The 15,626-nt window shown below is 55.9% G+C and carries 19 protein-coding genes; 3 read left to right on the forward strand and 16 right to left on the reverse strand.

Annotated elements, in window-relative coordinates; translation table 11 throughout:
• The 9 genes from C6A40_RS11655 to fkpA form a co-directional block, all read right to left on the reverse strand.
• Positions 1 to 188, reverse strand: a 188-nt coding sequence (locus C6A40_RS11655; protein WP_044347782.1) for a GTP-binding protein, incomplete at its 3' end; no start/stop codon positions are given.
• A 69-nt stretch (positions 189 to 257) separates the two neighbouring features.
• Positions 258 to 2,372: an elongation factor G gene (gene fusA / locus C6A40_RS11660; RefSeq protein ID WP_008503004.1), complete on the reverse strand. Its 2,115-nt coding sequence runs from the start codon at positions 2,370 to 2,372 to the stop codon at positions 258 to 260.
• Positions 2,373 to 2,468: 96 nt separating this feature from the next.
• Positions 2,469 to 2,939: a 30S ribosomal protein S7 gene (rpsG, locus tag C6A40_RS11665; RefSeq protein WP_004106370.1), complete on the reverse strand. Its 471-nt coding sequence runs from the start codon at positions 2,937 to 2,939 to the stop codon at positions 2,469 to 2,471.
• Between the two features lie 96 nt (positions 2,940 to 3,035).
• On the reverse strand, positions 3,036 to 3,410 hold the full coding sequence (gene rpsL, locus C6A40_RS11670) for a 30S ribosomal protein S12 (protein ID WP_000246815.1): 375 nt from the start codon (positions 3,408 to 3,410) through the stop codon (positions 3,036 to 3,038).
• Positions 3,411 to 3,534: 124 nt separating this feature from the next.
• Entirely contained in the window at positions 3,535 to 3,822 is a 288-nt protein-coding gene (tusB, locus tag C6A40_RS11675; protein WP_008503005.1) for a sulfurtransferase complex subunit TusB, read from the reverse strand.
• Between the two features lie 7 nt (positions 3,823 to 3,829).
• A complete protein-coding gene (gene tusC, locus C6A40_RS11680; RefSeq protein ID WP_008503006.1) occupies positions 3,830 to 4,189 on the reverse strand; it encodes a sulfurtransferase complex subunit TusC in 360 nt (119 codons plus the stop codon).
• A complete protein-coding gene (gene tusD / locus C6A40_RS11685; RefSeq protein WP_023345014.1) occupies positions 4,189 to 4,575 on the reverse strand; it encodes a sulfurtransferase complex subunit TusD in 387 nt (128 codons plus the stop codon). Before tusD ends, tusC begins: the two co-directional genes overlap by 1 nt.
• Entirely contained in the window at positions 4,575 to 5,297 is a 723-nt protein-coding gene (locus tag C6A40_RS11690) for a helix-turn-helix transcriptional regulator (protein WP_003861697.1), read from the reverse strand. Before C6A40_RS11690 ends, tusD begins: the two co-directional genes overlap by 1 nt.
• Before the next feature lie 166 nt (positions 5,298 to 5,463).
• Entirely contained in the window at positions 5,464 to 6,282 is an 819-nt protein-coding gene (gene fkpA, locus C6A40_RS11695; protein ID WP_008503008.1) for an FKBP-type peptidyl-prolyl cis-trans isomerase, read from the reverse strand.
• A 238-nt stretch (positions 6,283 to 6,520) separates the two neighbouring features.
• On the opposite strand from fkpA, the gene C6A40_RS11700 reads away from it, so the two are divergent.
• A complete protein-coding gene (locus tag C6A40_RS11700) occupies positions 6,521 to 6,739 on the forward strand; it encodes a protein SlyX (protein ID WP_024907948.1) in 219 nt (72 codons plus the stop codon).
• A 51-nt stretch (positions 6,740 to 6,790) separates the two neighbouring features.
• Here C6A40_RS11700 and slyD read toward each other — a convergent pair whose 3' ends face one another.
• The 4 genes from slyD to kefG all read right to left on the reverse strand — a co-directional run bounded on the left by slyD (position 6,791) and on the right by kefG (position 10,046).
• A complete protein-coding gene (gene slyD, locus C6A40_RS11705) occupies positions 6,791 to 7,381 on the reverse strand; it encodes a peptidylprolyl isomerase (RefSeq protein ID WP_008503010.1) in 591 nt (196 codons plus the stop codon).
• Positions 7,382 to 7,475: 94 nt separating this feature from the next.
• On the reverse strand, positions 7,476 to 7,676 hold the full coding sequence (locus C6A40_RS11710; RefSeq protein WP_045333941.1) for a YheV family putative zinc ribbon protein: 201 nt from the start codon (positions 7,674 to 7,676) through the stop codon (positions 7,476 to 7,478).
• Positions 7,677 to 7,689: 13 nt separating this feature from the next.
• Positions 7,690 to 9,495, reverse strand: coding sequence for a glutathione-regulated potassium-efflux system protein KefB (kefB, locus tag C6A40_RS11715; RefSeq protein ID WP_008503012.1), 1,806 nt, complete (start codon positions 9,493 to 9,495; stop codon positions 7,690 to 7,692).
• Positions 9,495 to 10,046, reverse strand: a complete 552-nt coding sequence (gene kefG, locus C6A40_RS11720; protein ID WP_014885493.1) for a glutathione-regulated potassium-efflux system ancillary protein KefG — start codon at positions 10,044 to 10,046, stop codon at positions 9,495 to 9,497. Before kefG ends, kefB begins: the two co-directional genes overlap by 1 nt.
• A gap of 138 nt (positions 10,047 to 10,184) precedes the next feature.
• On the opposite strand from kefG, the gene C6A40_RS11730 reads away from it, so the two are divergent.
• Positions 10,185 to 12,089 carry an ABC transporter ATP-binding protein gene (locus tag C6A40_RS11730; protein ID WP_045333939.1) on the forward strand — a complete coding sequence of 635 codons (1,905 nt, stop codon included), beginning with the start codon at positions 10,185 to 10,187 and terminating at the stop codon, positions 12,087 to 12,089.
• A 13-nt stretch (positions 12,090 to 12,102) separates the two neighbouring features.
• Entirely contained in the window at positions 12,103 to 13,035 is a 933-nt protein-coding gene (locus C6A40_RS11735; RefSeq protein WP_021242218.1) for a LysR family transcriptional regulator, read from the forward strand.
• Positions 13,036 to 13,075: 40 nt separating this feature from the next.
• Here C6A40_RS11735 and mdcH read toward each other — a convergent pair whose 3' ends face one another.
• From mdcH to C6A40_RS11750, 3 genes are read right to left on the reverse strand one after another with little or no spacing between them, the layout of a single operon-like run.
• Positions 13,076 to 13,972: a malonate decarboxylase subunit epsilon gene (gene mdcH, locus C6A40_RS11740; RefSeq protein ID WP_023294708.1), complete on the reverse strand. Its 897-nt coding sequence runs from the start codon at positions 13,970 to 13,972 to the stop codon at positions 13,076 to 13,078.
• Complete coding sequence (locus C6A40_RS11745; RefSeq protein WP_045333938.1) at positions 13,972 to 14,589, reverse strand: malonate decarboxylase holo-ACP synthase; 618 nt, start codon at positions 14,587 to 14,589, stop codon at positions 13,972 to 13,974. Before C6A40_RS11745 ends, mdcH begins: the two co-directional genes overlap by 1 nt.
• 2 nt (positions 14,590 to 14,591) lie before the next feature.
• Positions 14,592 to 15,551, reverse strand: coding sequence for an AEC family transporter (locus C6A40_RS11750; protein ID WP_045333936.1), 960 nt, complete (start codon positions 15,549 to 15,551; stop codon positions 14,592 to 14,594).
• Positions 15,552 to 15,626: the final 75 nt, after the last annotated feature.

Raw genomic sequence — 15,626 nt, forward strand, 5'->3', positions numbered from 1 at the left:
ATGGTGATACCACGAGCTTTTTCTTCTGGTGCGTTATCGATCTGGTCGAATGCACGAGCAGAACCACCGTAGGTTTTAGCCAGAACGGTAGTGATTGCAGCAGTCAGGGTAGTTTTACCATGGTCAACGTGGCCGATAGTACCAACGTTGACGTGCGGTTTTGTACGTTCAAATTTTTCTTTAGACACGGCTATATTCCTTACTATAGTGCTCTCCCCTGTGGAGAGAGCACGGGACTTAGGTTTTAATCCTGTGGATTACTTACCACGGGCTTCAATAACGGCCTGAGCAACGTTGTTAGGCGCATCATCATACTTCAGGAATTCCATGGTGTATGATGCACGACCTTTGGTCAGAGAACGCAGCTGAGTTGCATATCCGAACATTTCAGACAGCGGAACTTCAGCGTGGATCTTAACGCCAGTTACTTCGGATTCCTGACCACGCAGCATACCGCGACGACGGCTCAAGTCACCGATAACGTCACCGGTGTTCTCTTCAGGAGTTTCTACTTCAACCTTCATGATTGGCTCAAGCAGAACTGGTTTTGCTTTCTTAAAGCCTTCTTTAAAGGCAATAGACGCAGCCAGTTTAAACGCCAGTTCAGAGGAGTCAACGTCGTGGTAAGAACCGAAGTGCAGACGAACACCCATGTCAACAACCGGATAGCCAGCCAGAGGGCCCGCTTTCAGCTGTTCCTGGATGCCTTTATCAACGGCTGGGATGTATTCGCCAGGAATTACACCACCTTTGATGTCGTTGATGAACTCGTAACCTTTCGGGTTAGAGCCCGGCTCCAGTGGGTACATGTCGATCACAACGTGACCGTACTGACCGCGACCACCAGACTGCTTAGCGTGTTTACCTTCAATATCGGTAACTTTCGCGCGAATCGCTTCGCGGTAAGCAACCTGAGGTTTACCCACGTTCGCTTCAACGTTGAATTCACGCTTCATACGGTCAACGATGATGTCCAGGTGCAGTTCACCCATACCAGCGATGATGGTCTGGTTAGATTCTTCATCAGTCCATACGCGGAATGATGGGTCTTCTTTCGCCAGACGGCCCAGAGCCAGACCCATTTTTTCCTGGTCAGCTTTGGTTTTTGGTTCAACTGCGATGGAGATTACCGGCTCTGGGAATTCCATACGCTCCAGAATGATCGGGTGATCCGGGTCACACAGGGTGTCACCAGTGGTCACGTCTTTCAGACCGATAGCTGCAGCGATGTCGCCCGCACGAACTTCTTTGATCTCTTCACGTTTGTTAGCGTGCATCTGTACGATACGGCCAAAACGCTCACGCGCCGCTTTCACGGAGTTCAGGATGGTGTCACCGGAGTTAACCACACCAGAGTAAACGCGGAAGAAGGTCAGGTTACCCACGAATGGGTCGGTAGCAATTTTGAACGCCAGTGCAGAGAATGGCTCTTCGTCGCTTGCGTGACGCTCAGCCGGGGTATCTTTACCGTCGTCCAGGATGCCGTTGATCGCAGGAACGTCAACTGGGGATGGCAGGTAGTCAACTACCGCATCCAGCATCGCCTGAACACCTTTGTTCTTGAACGCAGAACCACAGGTTACCAGGATGATTTCGTTGTTCAGAACGCGCTGACGCAGAGCTTTTTTGATCTCTTCTTCAGTCAGTTCTTCACCACCCAGGTATTTCTCCATCAGCTCTTCAGAAGCTTCAGCAGCGGATTCGATCAGGTTCTGGTGCCATTCGTCAGCCAGGTCCTGCATTGCAGCTGGGATATCTTCGTATTCGAAGGTAACGCCCTGGTCTGCATCGTTCCAGTTGATGGCTTTCATTTTCACCAGGTCGATAACGCCGGTGAAGCCTTCTTCAGCACCAATTGCCAGCTGCAGCGGAACAGGGTTCGCGCCCAGACGGGTTTTGATCTGGCCAACAACTTTCAGGAAGTTAGCACCCATACGGTCCATTTTGTTAACGAACGCGATGCGTGGAACTTTATATTTGTTCGCCTGACGCCATACGGTTTCAGACTGTGGCTGAACACCACCAACTGCGCAATAAACCATTACCGCGCCGTCAAGAACACGCATGGAACGTTCTACTTCGATGGTGAAGTCAACGTGCCCTGGGGTGTCGATGATGTTTACGCGATGCGGTTCGTACTGCTTAGCCATACCTGACCAGAATGCAGTAGTCGCTGCGGAGGTGATAGTGATACCACGCTCCTGCTCCTGTTCCATCCAGTCCATGGTGGCTGCGCCGTCATGAACTTCACCGATTTTGTGGTTTACACCGGTGTAGAACAGAATACGTTCGGTAGTAGTGGTTTTACCGGCGTCGATGTGCGCACTGATACCGATGTTACGGTAGCGTGCGATGGGTGTTGTACGAGCCATTTGATTCCTCGTTTATATCTTTAGGCGTTCAGTTAAGTTACCCAGAGCGGGCGGCTTCTCTGAAGCGCCCGCCTGGTGACTAAGACTCCGAAGGGATTACCAACGGTAGTGTGCGAACGCCTTGTTGGCTTCTGCCATACGGTGAACGTCTTCACGTTTCTTAACTGCAGTACCTTTGTTGTCTGCAGCATCAGAAAGTTCGTTCGCCAGACGCAGAGCCATGGATTTATCACCGCGTTTACGAGCAGCTTCAACGATCCAACGCATTGCCAGGGCATTACGACGAACCGGACGAACTTCAACTGGAACCTGATAAGTAGAACCACCAACGCGGCGGGACTTAACTTCTACAGTTGGGCGAACGTTGTCGAGAGCGACTTCGAAAGCTTCCAGTTCATTTTTACCAGAACGCTGAGCCAGGGTCTCCAGCGCGCTGTATACGATTGCTTCTGCAGTAGATTTTTTACCATCTACCATCAGGATATTTACAAATTTTGCCAGCAGTTCTGATCCGAATTTCGGATCTGGAAGAATTTTACGCTGACCAATGACGCGACGACGTGGCATGGGAATACTCCGTTGTTAATTCAGGATTGTCCAAAACTCAAAGAGTTTAGTATGACATTAAGATAAATCAGTTTGGCCTTACTTAACGGAGAACCATTAAGCCTTAGGACGCTTCACGCCGTACTTGGAGCGAGCCTGCTTACGGTCTTTAACACCTGAGCAGTCCAGCGCACCACGAACGGTGTGGTAACGAACACCCGGAAGGTCTTTAACACGACCGCCACGGATCAGGATCACGGAGTGCTCCTGCAGGTTGTGACCTTCACCACCGATGTAGGAAGTCACTTCGAAACCGTTAGTCAAACGCACACGGCATACTTTACGCAGTGCGGAGTTTGGTTTTTTAGGAGTGGTGGTATATACACGAGTACATACACCACGTTTCTGCGGGCAGGCTTCCAGCGCAGGCACGTTGCTTTTCGCAACTTTGCGTGCACGTGGTTTGCGTACCAGCTGGTTAACTGTTGCCATTAAATAGCTCCTGGTTTTAGCTTTTGCTTCGTAAACACGTAATAAAACGACCTCATACAATATGAGGACGCGAAATTTTAGGGCTACGTCGAAAAGGTGTCAAGAAATATACAGCGATCTCAAATCACCAGTTCATTTGACTGGCGTGCGTCACAGTAAGATTGACGAAATCAGTATAGCCAACCACGTCAATTTTGGCTGAAATTTGACCAGAAAGACCCCGCGCATCCAGATCGTCTTTCAGCGCAGAAACTGTTATGGGGGCATTCGTGAGCATTTCAACGAAGCGGCTGCCTTCAAGTGCGGCAAGCACGCCGTCCTGAATCAGCAGCAGGTCATCACCGTCGCGCAGCATACTCAGTAACGCGTCGATATCACATTGCCATGGTGAATGGCTCAGAGTATGGAGCATGGTAGCCTCAGAAAGTCAGAACGGTGTCGTAGTGGGAAAGGTGTTCGCGCAATGCCGCAGAAGAGACGACGGTCACATCCAGCACGAAAGGCGTCTTCTCATCCAAACCGCGAGCGGCCAGCGAGTCGGCGCAGACATAAAGGGTTTCAATGTCATACAGCGGCAGCACTTTAAACGTAGCGATGTAATCCCGCGCCAGAATGGCCTGTGGCTGCTGACCTGCCAGAAGCTGAAACACACCGTCCCCTAAAAAGAAGACGCCGATATCTTCGGTCAGCGCGGACGTCGCAAGTAACGCATCCAGCCCTTCGCGGCCAGAAGCGCTCCCGTGCGGCGCAGACGCAAAAACAAATGCCACGCGCTTCATCAGAATTGCACCACTCTGTCGCAGGTGAGCGCCGCCTGTGCCAGCGCGCCCAAACCGCTTAACGAAAAACCGGGCTGCAGGTTAGAACCCGACAAACCAAGACGGGCGGCTTCGGTTGCATCGGTCACGCCGCGGCGCAGTGCCGCCGCCACGCAGATGTGCAGTTCTACGCCCTGCTTTTCGTTTAATGCCTGCCAGCCGCGCACCACATCAAACTCATCGCTCGCCGGCGACGTAAACTGGTTCGCGTTATACACCCCTTCCCGATAGAAGAAGACGCTCGCCAGCTCATGTCCGGCTGCCAGCAGCGCATGCGCAAACTGCAGCGCGCTGCTTGCCTGCTGAGTCCCGTACGCCGGGCCTGTCACCATTAACGCATAACGCATTACTTGTCTTGTCCCAGGAAATCACCGCTTTTGAACTGGCGAATATAGAGATAGACCGTGTGCTTGGAGATGTTCAGACGATCGGCCACCTGGTTGATGGCGTCTTTAATATCAAAAATCCCTTTTTCATAGAGATTGAGCACGATCTGGCGATTCTTGGCGTTGTTCGAGACGTTGCGGTCGGCATTCACCTCTTCAATGGTGAACTCAAGCGTCTGCGTGACGAGATCTTCGACGGAAGAGGCAAAGTTAACAGAAGAGCCAACATCCGGCGTTTCGGGTGGAATAAAGGTGCTCATGATCTGCGAGAAAGGCACATCAAGGTTCATGTTGATGCACAGCAGCCCAATTACACGATGCTCGCGGTTTCGAATCGCGATGGTTTCTGATTTCATCAGCACGCCGCTTTTGGCGCGGGTGAAATAGCATTTGGAGACGCTGCTGTCCGCGCCGGTCATGTCATGCAACATACGCAATGCAAGGTCGGTAATTGGCGAGCCAATTTTACGGCCAGTATGCTCACCATTCGCAATGCGGATGGCGGAACACTTCAGATCTTGCAGGGAGTGCAATACGATTTCGCAGTGGGAGCCAATGAGCATCGCTAACCCGTCCACTACCGCTTCATAGGATTTCAGAATATCGAAGTCGGTCTGGTCAAAAGGACGTTGATCCAGCAAATCAAGTTCACTGGTTTCGTTGGTTAAAAGCGACCTGGACATGAAAAAAACACTCCTTTTCAGGAGCCTGTCGTTAGGTTTTCAGGGCAGGCTCATTATCTACACGGACAACTAAATTAATACAGCGTGCCTAACGCTTTCCAGTGTTAATTATATCTGCCCCACAATAAAAAACCGCCGCCTTAAAGGCGGCGGTTTTTTTTCAGCATTACTTCTTAGCAGCAGCGGCTTTATCGTCAGCCGGTGCGTCTGCCTTGGCATCCGCTTTCGGTGCCGGTTTGATGTCCAGCAGCTCTACGTCAAAGACCAGCGTAGAGTTGGCAGGGATCCCCGGAACGCCGGTTTTGCCATAGGCCAGATCCGGTGGAATAACCATCTTGATCTTGCCGCCTTTCTTGATGTTTTTCAGGCCTTCAGTCCAGCCAGGGATCACACCATCCAGACGGAAGGAGAGCGGCTCACCACGGGTGTAAGAGTTATCAAACTCTTTACCGTCGATCAGCGTACCTTTGTAGTTCACGACAACCGTGTCGCTGTCTTTAGGCGCATCGCCGGTGCCTTCTTTCTCAACTTTGTATACCAGGCCAGTCGAAGAGGTTTTCACACCCTTCTCTTTAGCGAAGGCATCGCGGTAGGCTTTGCCTTTCGCTTCGTTGTCTTTAGCGTCCGCGTCCATCTTAGTCTGCGCGGCGCCCTTCACACGCGCTTCGAACGCCTGCAGAGTCTGTTCAATTTCCTGGTCAGACAGCTTGCTCTTATCGGCAAATGCGTCCTGAACGCCCGCGATCAGCTGAGCTTTATCCAGTTTGATGCCCAGTTTCTCTTGTTCTTTCAGAGAGTTTTCCATGTAACGACCCAGAGATGCGCCCAGTGCGTAGGCGGATTTCTGGTCGTCATTTTTGAACGCTGCTTTGCTGTCTGCAGTGGCAGCAGGCTTCGCAGCAGTATCAGCAGCGAATGACAGCGGCGCGTTCAGCGCAACAGCCATCGTCGTCGCCAGCAGCGTTACTTTAAACAGTGATTTCATCCATATCTCCAGGGCCTGGGGACTCTCACCCCAGCGTTAAACGTAAATGAGTGACGTACTATAAAACGTTGCAGAAGAAATCTACAGACAGACACGTCCAATTCTCGCCACTTTTCAGACTATTTTTGTTTAAATAAGTTTCTTGCCAGAGGGATGCGAACTGTACTTAAGGATAAACTCAGTTAAACTGCGCCGCCGCTGGGCCATTATGGCGAATCTGAAATAAACGAGGTGAATGATGAAGGATACAGCATTAGAAGCGAGAATGGCTGAGCTGGAAAGCCGCCTGGCTTTTCAGGACATCACCATCGAAGAGCTAAACCAGACCGTGACCGCACATGAGCTCGAAATGGCGAAACTGCGGGATCATATGCGCCTGCTGACGGAAAAGCTGAAGGCTACGCAGCCGTCGAACATCGCCTCTCAGTCAGAAGAGACGCCACCGCCTCATTATTGAGGCGTAAAAAAAGCGGGATAATCCCGCTTTTTTATTTTCCGCATGACGGAATTAGTGGCAGCCGCAGCCGCCGTTACCGCAACCACCTTTACCGTGGCCGTGGTCATGACCATGGTCGTGGCCGTGACCACCGCAGCAGCCGTCGTGGCCGTGATCGTGGTCATGGTCGTGACCGTGCGCACCGTGAACGTGGCCATGAGCCAGCTCTTCTTCGGTCGCCTCGCGGATCGCAACAACTTCTACGTTGAACTTCAGGTTCTGGCCAGCCAGCATGTGGTTGCCGTCAACCACGACGTGGTCATCTTCCACTTCGGTGATTTCAACTGGAACCGGGCCCTGGTCGGTTTCCGCCAGGAAGCGCATGCCAACCTGCAGTTCGTCAACGCCCATGAACACGTCTTTAGGAACGCGCTGAACCAGGTTGTCGTCATACTGACCGTAAGCGTCGTTCGCGCCTACAGCAACGTCAAATTTGTCGCCAACTTCATGACCTTCCAGCGCGTTTTCCAGGCCGGAAATCAGGGAACCGTGACCATGCAGGTAGTCAAGCGGCGCACTCACCGGAGACTCATCAACCAACACACCGTCTTCTGTACGTACCTGATAGGCCAGGCTGACCACCAGGTCTTTTGCTACTTTCATGATATCTCCTGAGCGTGGGAAAATTGCTGGCGCAGATTGTAGCGGAAATCTGCACCTGTGTACCCTTTAGCTTAAAAAAACTCAGGGCATATCGCTAGTCCGGATGAAAAATCCCGATAACTTGCTCTTCTTTGCGAACGTGCTCGCGCGCCTCTTTGTCGGCCTCACGCATCTGGTGACCGCACTTAACACACTCAACAACATCAATATTATTTTCCCGCCACATCGCCAGGGTATCTTGCGCCTGGCAGGTCGGGCATTTTGCACCCGCGATAAAGCGTTTATGTACAGCCATCTTTTGTTACCCTTTATTCAAATTCATCCCAGCCATCGAGCTGGCGTCGTTCCTGCTGCATCTCGCGCTGGAAGATCTCCTCCAGCTCGCGACGCGCTTCCCGCACGCGGGAGATCTGCGCCGTATCGGTATGGACCGGCATCAGCTCGCGCAGCATCCGCATATCCAGCCGGCGGAAATGCATCTGGGCGCGCTGCGCCTGATGCGGATGCATGCCAAGCGAGATCAGCGCCTTGCGCCCCAGCTCCAGCGCACTGGAGAACGTCTCACGGGAGAAGTGTTTCACACCCGCCTGCAATAATTCGTGAGCTTCAACACGTCCCCGCGCACGCGCCAGAATATGCAGATGGGGGAAATGCTGCTGGCAGAGATCCACCAGCTTCATCGTGTCTTCCGGGTCGTTACAGGTAATGACGATGGACTCTGCCGCCTCTGCCCCCGCCGAGCGCAGTAGCTCAAGCTGGGTCGCGTCGCCGTAGTAAACCTTGTAGCCATATTTGCGCATCAGGTTGACCGCGCTGATATCCCGCTCCAGCACCGTAATGCGCATTTTGTTCGCCATCAGCAAACGGCCGATTACCTGTCCAAAGCGGCCAAAGCCCACCACGATCACCTGGGGCTTATCGTCTTCCACCCACGGCGCTTCGTCTTCGTCGTCTGCCGGGTTCAGGCGGCGCGACAGTAGTCTATCCACCATCTTCATCAGCAGCGGCGTGGTCATCATGGACAGCGTGACCGTTACCAGCAAAAGCGCCATCTGATCGTCTTTAAACAGCTTCTGGGACGAGGCGGTAGAGAACAGCACAAACGCGAACTCGCCTCCCTGGCTCAACACGCTCGCAAACTGCATGCGCTCCGAACTGCGCAGGCCGTAAATGCGCGCCATAACGTACAGCACCAGCGTTTTCACCGCCACCAGGATAGCGACGCTCACCACAACCCACAGCAGATGGGTATAGAGCACGCCAAGGTTGAGCGCCATCCCGACCGAAATAAAGAACAGACCTAGCAGCAACCCTTTGAAGGGATCGATGGCAATTTCCAGCTCGTGCCGATACTCGCTCTCCGCCAGCAGCACCCCGGCGATAAAGGTCCCGAGCGCCATCGACAGCCCCAGCGCGTCCATGAATAACGCCGATCCCAGCACCAGCAGCAGCGTCGCGGCGGTAAATACCTCGCGAACGCCCGACGCGGCAATAAAGCGGAACACTGGACGTAACAGGAAACGCCCGCCGATGAGCATCCCCGCGAAGGCCAGCACCTTCATGGCGATTTTCGCCCAGTCAAAGTGGTCGTCACCGGAGCCCGCCAGCAGCGGCACCAGCGCCAGCGCCGGGATGACCGCCAAATCCTGGAACAGCAGCACCGAAAAACCCAGCTGACCGGCTTCGTTACGGTTCATCCCCTTGTCGCGCATCAGTTGCAGGGCCATCGCCGTCGACGACATCGCAAGGCCTATCCCGCCGATCACCGCCGCCTGCCAGGAGAAATTCGTCAGCATTAACAGGCCACCCAGAATCGCGGCGCTGAGCAACACCTGAGCGGCACCTACGCCAAAGATGGAGCGTCGGAGCTGCCACAATTTAGAAGGGTTGAGCTCAAGGCCAATGATGAACATCAGGAACACCACGCCCAGCTCGGAGAAATGGAGAATTTCATCCACATCGCTGATGAATCCCAGTCCCCAGGGGCCAATCGCGATCCCCGCCAGCAGATACCCCAGTACCGCACCGATACCAATACGCGCTGCAAGCGGCACCGCGACGACGGCCGCAAATAAAAACAGCACCCCGGCGAGGAGCAAATTCGATCCTTCCATTAACGCCCTCCTGCCGGAATCGGTGACGCCAGCCATTCACCGTAGGCTCTGGCGTGGCTGGCCAACTCTTTCGGATCCTGACGACGGGCCCAGTAGACAATAATCGGGCTCATCCAGTGCATACGGCACATGGCCGCCGTCAGCTCAAAAGGCCGCAGAATGTCGCTCATCGGATAGCGGTTCAGCCCGTCGTGGCGGTAGGCGCTTTCGGGTTCACCGGTCGTAATCACACTACGCCAGTACTTTCCCGCCAGCTGGTTGCCCCCCACCCCGCTGGAGAAGCCCCGACTCAGCACGCGGTCCAGCCACTCTTTGAGCAGCGCCGGACAGCTGTAGGTATAAAGCGGATGCTGGAACACAATCACGTCATGCTGACGCAGCAGTTCCTGCTCGTAAGGAATATCAATAAAGAAATCAGGATAGTGCGCGTAGAGATCGTGCACCGTCACGTTGCTGAGCTGAGTAGCCGGCTTAAGCAGCACCCGGTTTGCCACCGAGTCCTGAGATTCCGGATGGGCATACAGCAGCAGCACTTTTGCTGTCTGAGACATCATTCCCCTCCCGGTCTTGTTTCTGTTTTTGTGTATCGTCGCTGTTTTGGGCTACCATGGCGGCCCGGTGCGGAAAACGGCCCACACCTTACATTATCATAATGACAAATTAACATAGTCGGAACATACGGCGCTTCTATGATTGTTTTCTCCTCGTTACAAATTCGTCGCGGCGTGCGCGTCCTGCTGGATAACGCCACTGCTACCATCAACCCGGGCCAGAAAGTGGGCCTGGTCGGCAAAAACGGCTGTGGTAAATCCACGCTGCTGGCGCTGCTGAAAAACGAGATTAGCGCGGATGGCGGTAACTGCACCTTCCCGGGGAACTGGCAGCTCGCCTGGGTGAACCAGGAGACGCCAGCCCTGAGCGAACCGGCACTCGACTATGTTATCGACGGCGATCGTGAGTACCGTAAGCTCGAAGCGGAACTCAATGCCGCAAACGAGCGCAACGACGGCCACGCCATCGCCACCGTTCACGGCAAGCTGGACGCCATCGACGCGTGGACCATTCGCTCCCGCGCCTCCAGCCTGCTGCACGGCCTGGGCTTCAGCAATGAGCAGCTGGAACGCCCGGTCAGCGACTTCTCCGGCGGCTGGCGCATGCGCCTCAACCTGGCGCAGGCGCTGATCTGCCGCTCTGACCTGCTGCTGCTCGATGAACCGACTAACCACCTCGATCTCGATGCGGTTATTTGGCTGGAGAAGTGGCTCAAGAGCTATCAGGGCACTCTGATTCTGATCTCCCACGACCGAGACTTCCTTGACCCGGTGGTGGATAAAATCATTCATATCGAACAGCAAACGATGTTCGAGTACACGGGCAACTACAGCTCCTTCGAGCGCCAGCGCGCGACGCGTCTTGCCCAGCAGCAGTCCATGTATGAAAGCCAGCAGCAGCGCGTGGCGCACCTGCAAAGCTTTGTAGATCGCTTCAAGGCCAAGGCGTCAAAGGCGAAGCAGGCCCAGAGCCGCATCAAGATGCTGGAGCGCATGGAGATGATCGCCCCGGCGCACGTCGACAACCCGTTCCACTTCAGCTTCCGGGCCCCGGAAAGCCTGCCAAATCCCCTGCTGAAAATGGAAAAGGTCAGCGCGGGTTATGCCGACCGCATTATTCTCGACTCCATCAAGCTCAACCTGGTGCCGGGTTCACGTATTGGTCTGCTCGGGCGCAACGGTGCCGGTAAATCCACGCTGATCAAACTGCTGGCGGGCGAGCTTAATCCGGTCAAGGGTGAAATCGGCCTGGCGAAGGGCATCAAGCTGGGTTACTTCGCCCAGCATCAGCTGGAATTTTTACGCGCGGATGAATCCCCGATTCAGCACCTCGCGCGTCTGGCGCCGCAGGAGATGGAGCAGAAGCTGCGCGACTACCTCGGCGGCTTCGGCTTCCAGGGCGATAAGGTCACCGAAAACACCGAGCGCTTCTCCGGCGGCGAAAAGGCCCGTCTGGTGCTGGCGCTGATCGTCTGGCAGCGCCCGAACCTGCTGCTGCTCGATGAACCGACCAACCACCTGGATCTCGACATGCGTCAGGCGCTGACCGAAGCGCTGATTGAGTTCGAAGGCGCACTGGTGGTGGTGTCACACGACCGTCACCTGATCCGCTCCACCACGGACGATCTCTACTTAGTGCACGACGGCAAAGTCGAACCGTTCGACGGCGATCTGGAAGACTACCAGCAGTGGCTGACGGACGTGCAGAAGCAGGAAAACCAGCCGGAAGAGTCGGCGAAAGACAACGCCAACAGCGCGCAGGCACGTAAAGACCAGAAGCGCCGTGAAGCGGAGCTGCGCACCCAGACTCAGCCGCTGCGTAAAGAGATTGCCCGTCTCGAAAAAGAGATGGAAAAGCTCAACGCCACGCTTGCTACCGTTGAAGAGAAGCTCGGCGACAGCGGTCTGTATGACCAGAGCCGTAAAGCCGAACTGACGGACTGCCTGCAAACCCAGGCGAAGACCAAATCCAGCCTTGAAGAGTGTGAGATGGCGTGGCTGGACGCGCAGGAACAGCTGGAAGCGATGCTGCAGGCTGACTGATACCGGGAGGGCTATGAGTTTCGATAACACGAGCGAGATTACATTCCGCAAGCTCAGCATCTTCATGACGTTTATGGAGAAGGGGAATATCGCGCGTACCGCCGAAACTCTGGGCCTGAGCGGCGTCAGCGTTCACCGTGCGCTGCACACGCTGGAAGAGAACGTGCGCTGTCCGCTCTTTACCCATAAGGGGCGCAACCTGATTGCTCTCCCTTCCGCCTGGACCTTACTGGAATATTGTCAGGAAGTGATGCAGGTGATGGAGCGCGGGCTGGAAGCGTCGCGCAAAATTGCCGGGATCGGCCAGGGGCGGCTGCGAGTCGGAACGCTCTACTCGCTCACCCTGGAAACCGTGCCGCGTCTGATCATGGGCATGAAGCTACGTCGTCCGGATCTGGAAATGGATCTGACGATGGGCTCCAACGAAACCCTGCTGCACATGCTGGATGAAGGCTCTCTGGACGCCATTCTTATCTCCATTTCCGAGAGCGATATCGACCGTAACAGCCTGGAAGTGCTCCCGCTGTTCCATGACGACATCTTCCTTGCCGCACCGGCCTCCGCGACGCTCAATACCCGCGGCCCGGCCGATCTGCGCGACTATAAAGATCGGAAATTTGTCTCTCTTGCGGAAGGGTTCGCCACCTATGCAGGCTTCCAGGAGGCGTTTCATATCGCCGGGTTCGAGCCGGAGATTGTTACCCGGGTGAATGACATTTTCTCCATGCTCAGTCTGGTGCAGGCGGGAGTGGGCTTTACGCTGATGCCGGGCAGGATGAAAAAGGTCTATGAGAATTCCGTGCAGCTCCTGAAGCTTGCCGAGCCGTACCAGATGCAACAGCTGATCGCCATCGTCTTTGCCCGCAACCGCGAGCAGGATCCAAGCCTGCGGGCGCTGGCCGCCGAAGGGCGGATGTATGCCCGCAGTTTGCAGGATAGTGCCTGATGTTATTGCCCGGTGGCGCTACGCTTACCGGGCTAAACCATCACGCACGGAGTCGCTTCGCCAGATGTACCGCCACGTCCACCCCGCTGCGCTCCAGTGAAATCGTCTCTCCTTCCCACGGCGCCTGACGCGTCAGGCAGGTCAGTACGCCGCCGGGGGGCATCTCGATCGCCAGCCGGGCTTCGCGTTCATTCGCTGAAATCATCGCCTCCTGCCAGCGCACCGTACGCGCCATGTTCATCGCCAGATCGTCGGCGATCTTTTCCGGCTGCCACAACACGCGCCCGGTGCTGCCGCTCAGGTAGGCGCAGCGTGGGCGTGAAAGCGTGACCGATTCAAACGCCGTTGCCAGCTTTTGCGCGGGTGCTGTCAGCAGTTCGCAGTGCGACGGCACGCTGACCGCCAGCCGTTTGGCCTTGCTCGCCCCTTTCGCCAGCGCGCGCGACGCCGCCTCCGCCATCCCTTCATCGGTTCCGGCAATCACGATCTGCGTTTCGGCATTCAGGTTGGCAATGTAGGTCCCGGTGCCCTGGATAAGGTCTTCCACCTGCGGCAGAGTGAGCCCCATAATTGCCGTCAGGCCGTAGCCGTGCGGATACGCCTGCTCCATCAGATCTCCACGCAGCGCCACCAGCTTCAGCGCATCCGTGAAGTCCAGCGCGCCTGCAATGACCGCCGCCGGATAAGCGCCGATGGACAGCCCGCTGACGATATCCGGCGCCACGCCGCGCCGTTCCAGCTCGCGCGCCCAGGCCACGCCTGCAATTAGCAGGCAAAGCTGAACCGCGCGGGTATGGCTTAACGCGTCTGCGCTATCCAGCGTATCCACTTCGGTGCCAAGCACCTCACGCGCCTGAGCCAGTTCCGTTCCCGGCAGGTTTTGCAGCATGCCTTCGTGCTGCGTGCCCTGCCCCGGAAAGGTAAACACTATTTTCATCACTCCTCCCTGCGCCACGGATCCGCCACCAGGCGCGGTCCACGGCGGGTTTTCAGCAGCGTTTTGCCGTCGCGCAGCCACTCCGCCAGCGCGAAACCGCCCTCGGGCGTATCCACCTGCGTATCGGCACGACACAGCGCACGGCTTAGCCGGGACTGCCACGTCGTCAGGGCGTCCGGTGAGATCGGCAGCGGAGCGCGGATAAGCAGATCGAGATCGCTGTCGGCATGGATCACCGGGATACCGGTCGCCAGCGCGTAGCCGGTACTGCCGGTAATGCCCCACGTCCACGGCCACGCCTGCTGAGAAAGCTGAAGCGCCACCTGAACGGGTGGCTGAGTCACAAAGGGCGAGCGCAGCAGATCGGCGGTTGCGCACAGGTCTTCCGGTGATACCACACGCCGCACGTTTTCGGGCTTCACCCATCCGGCCGCCCGCTGGTCGCGACGTAAACCGCGCACGCCAACGGGGATCCGGCCTTCGCTATCCACATCACGCCGCACCACCACCGGCAGGCCGGTATGCCAGGCGGCCTCCACCCAGGATTCAGTGATGCCTTCCAGCGCATCGCGGGAAGTAAGCCAGATAAGGTCGTGCGGGCGTAATGGGGTGGTCATGGTTACATTCCTGAAGTTAGCGAGATAAACAGCGGCAGCGACAGGATACACAGGACGGAGCTTAACAGCAGCACGGCTTCAGCATCCGGCGACTGCACGCCAAAGCGGTTACCGAACACGACGCCGAAGAAGCCCGCAGACAGCGCAATCATCAGGATAGCGGTGATCGCCACGGAGCCGTGCAGACCAAAGATCAAGACGATACCCCAGGCAATGGCTGGCTGAATCAGCAGCTTGGCGATCGTGGAGGTGATGACCATGGTATTAATCTGCAGCTTACGGGCAGAGAGGATCACCCCGGTCAGGAACAGCGCTGCAGCGGTCGCGGACAGCCCCAGCGGTTTGATCGCCGCCAGCACCAGCTCCGGCATTTTGATGCCGATGGCGGACAAAATCACGCCCAGCAGCGGGCCCATCACGATCGGTTTTTTAATGGAACGCCACATCAGCACCGGCAGCATCGAGAGCGTTGAGCCGGAGCTATTGCCTTCAGCGCGCGCTTTTTCACGCTCCAGAATGAGCAGGCAGAACGGGGTCATCAGCACCGAACCGCAGGCGATGGAGACCGCGACGGAGAGCGACGTAGAGGAACCTTCGCCCAGCACGCTGCCCAGAATCGGCAGACCCAGCGCTGCATAGTTGGGCAGCGCGACGGTGAGCGTCAGCACGGCCGCATCCTGTGGCGACTTCTTAAAGACGCCGGTGGCGAGGAAGTAGATGGCCGCATAGGTGATCCACATCGCCAGCGTCAGCACCAGGATCAGCGGCGACTGGGCTACGATGCCGGTCCATGGCGTTTGCACGGTAGCGCTGAACAGCGCGGCAGGGAGTGCAAAATCCATTACGAAGATATTAAGCAGGGAAACATTTTTGTTATCGACCATCTTTGCCTTGCCGGCCCAGAATCCCAGCAGCATGATGACGAAAATCGGTGCAAGAGCATGAACAATTACGTAAGTCATAAATCACCTGTAGTAAAAAAGTTTTAGCACTGGCGCGATGATTATTATTTTCAGGATGCAGGTTCCCGCGTGGGC

The organism is Enterobacter sp. GER_MD16_1505_Eko_090 (assembly GCF_003331015.1).
Taxonomy (GTDB): Bacteria; Pseudomonadota; Gammaproteobacteria; order Enterobacterales; family Enterobacteriaceae; genus Enterobacter; species Enterobacter roggenkampii.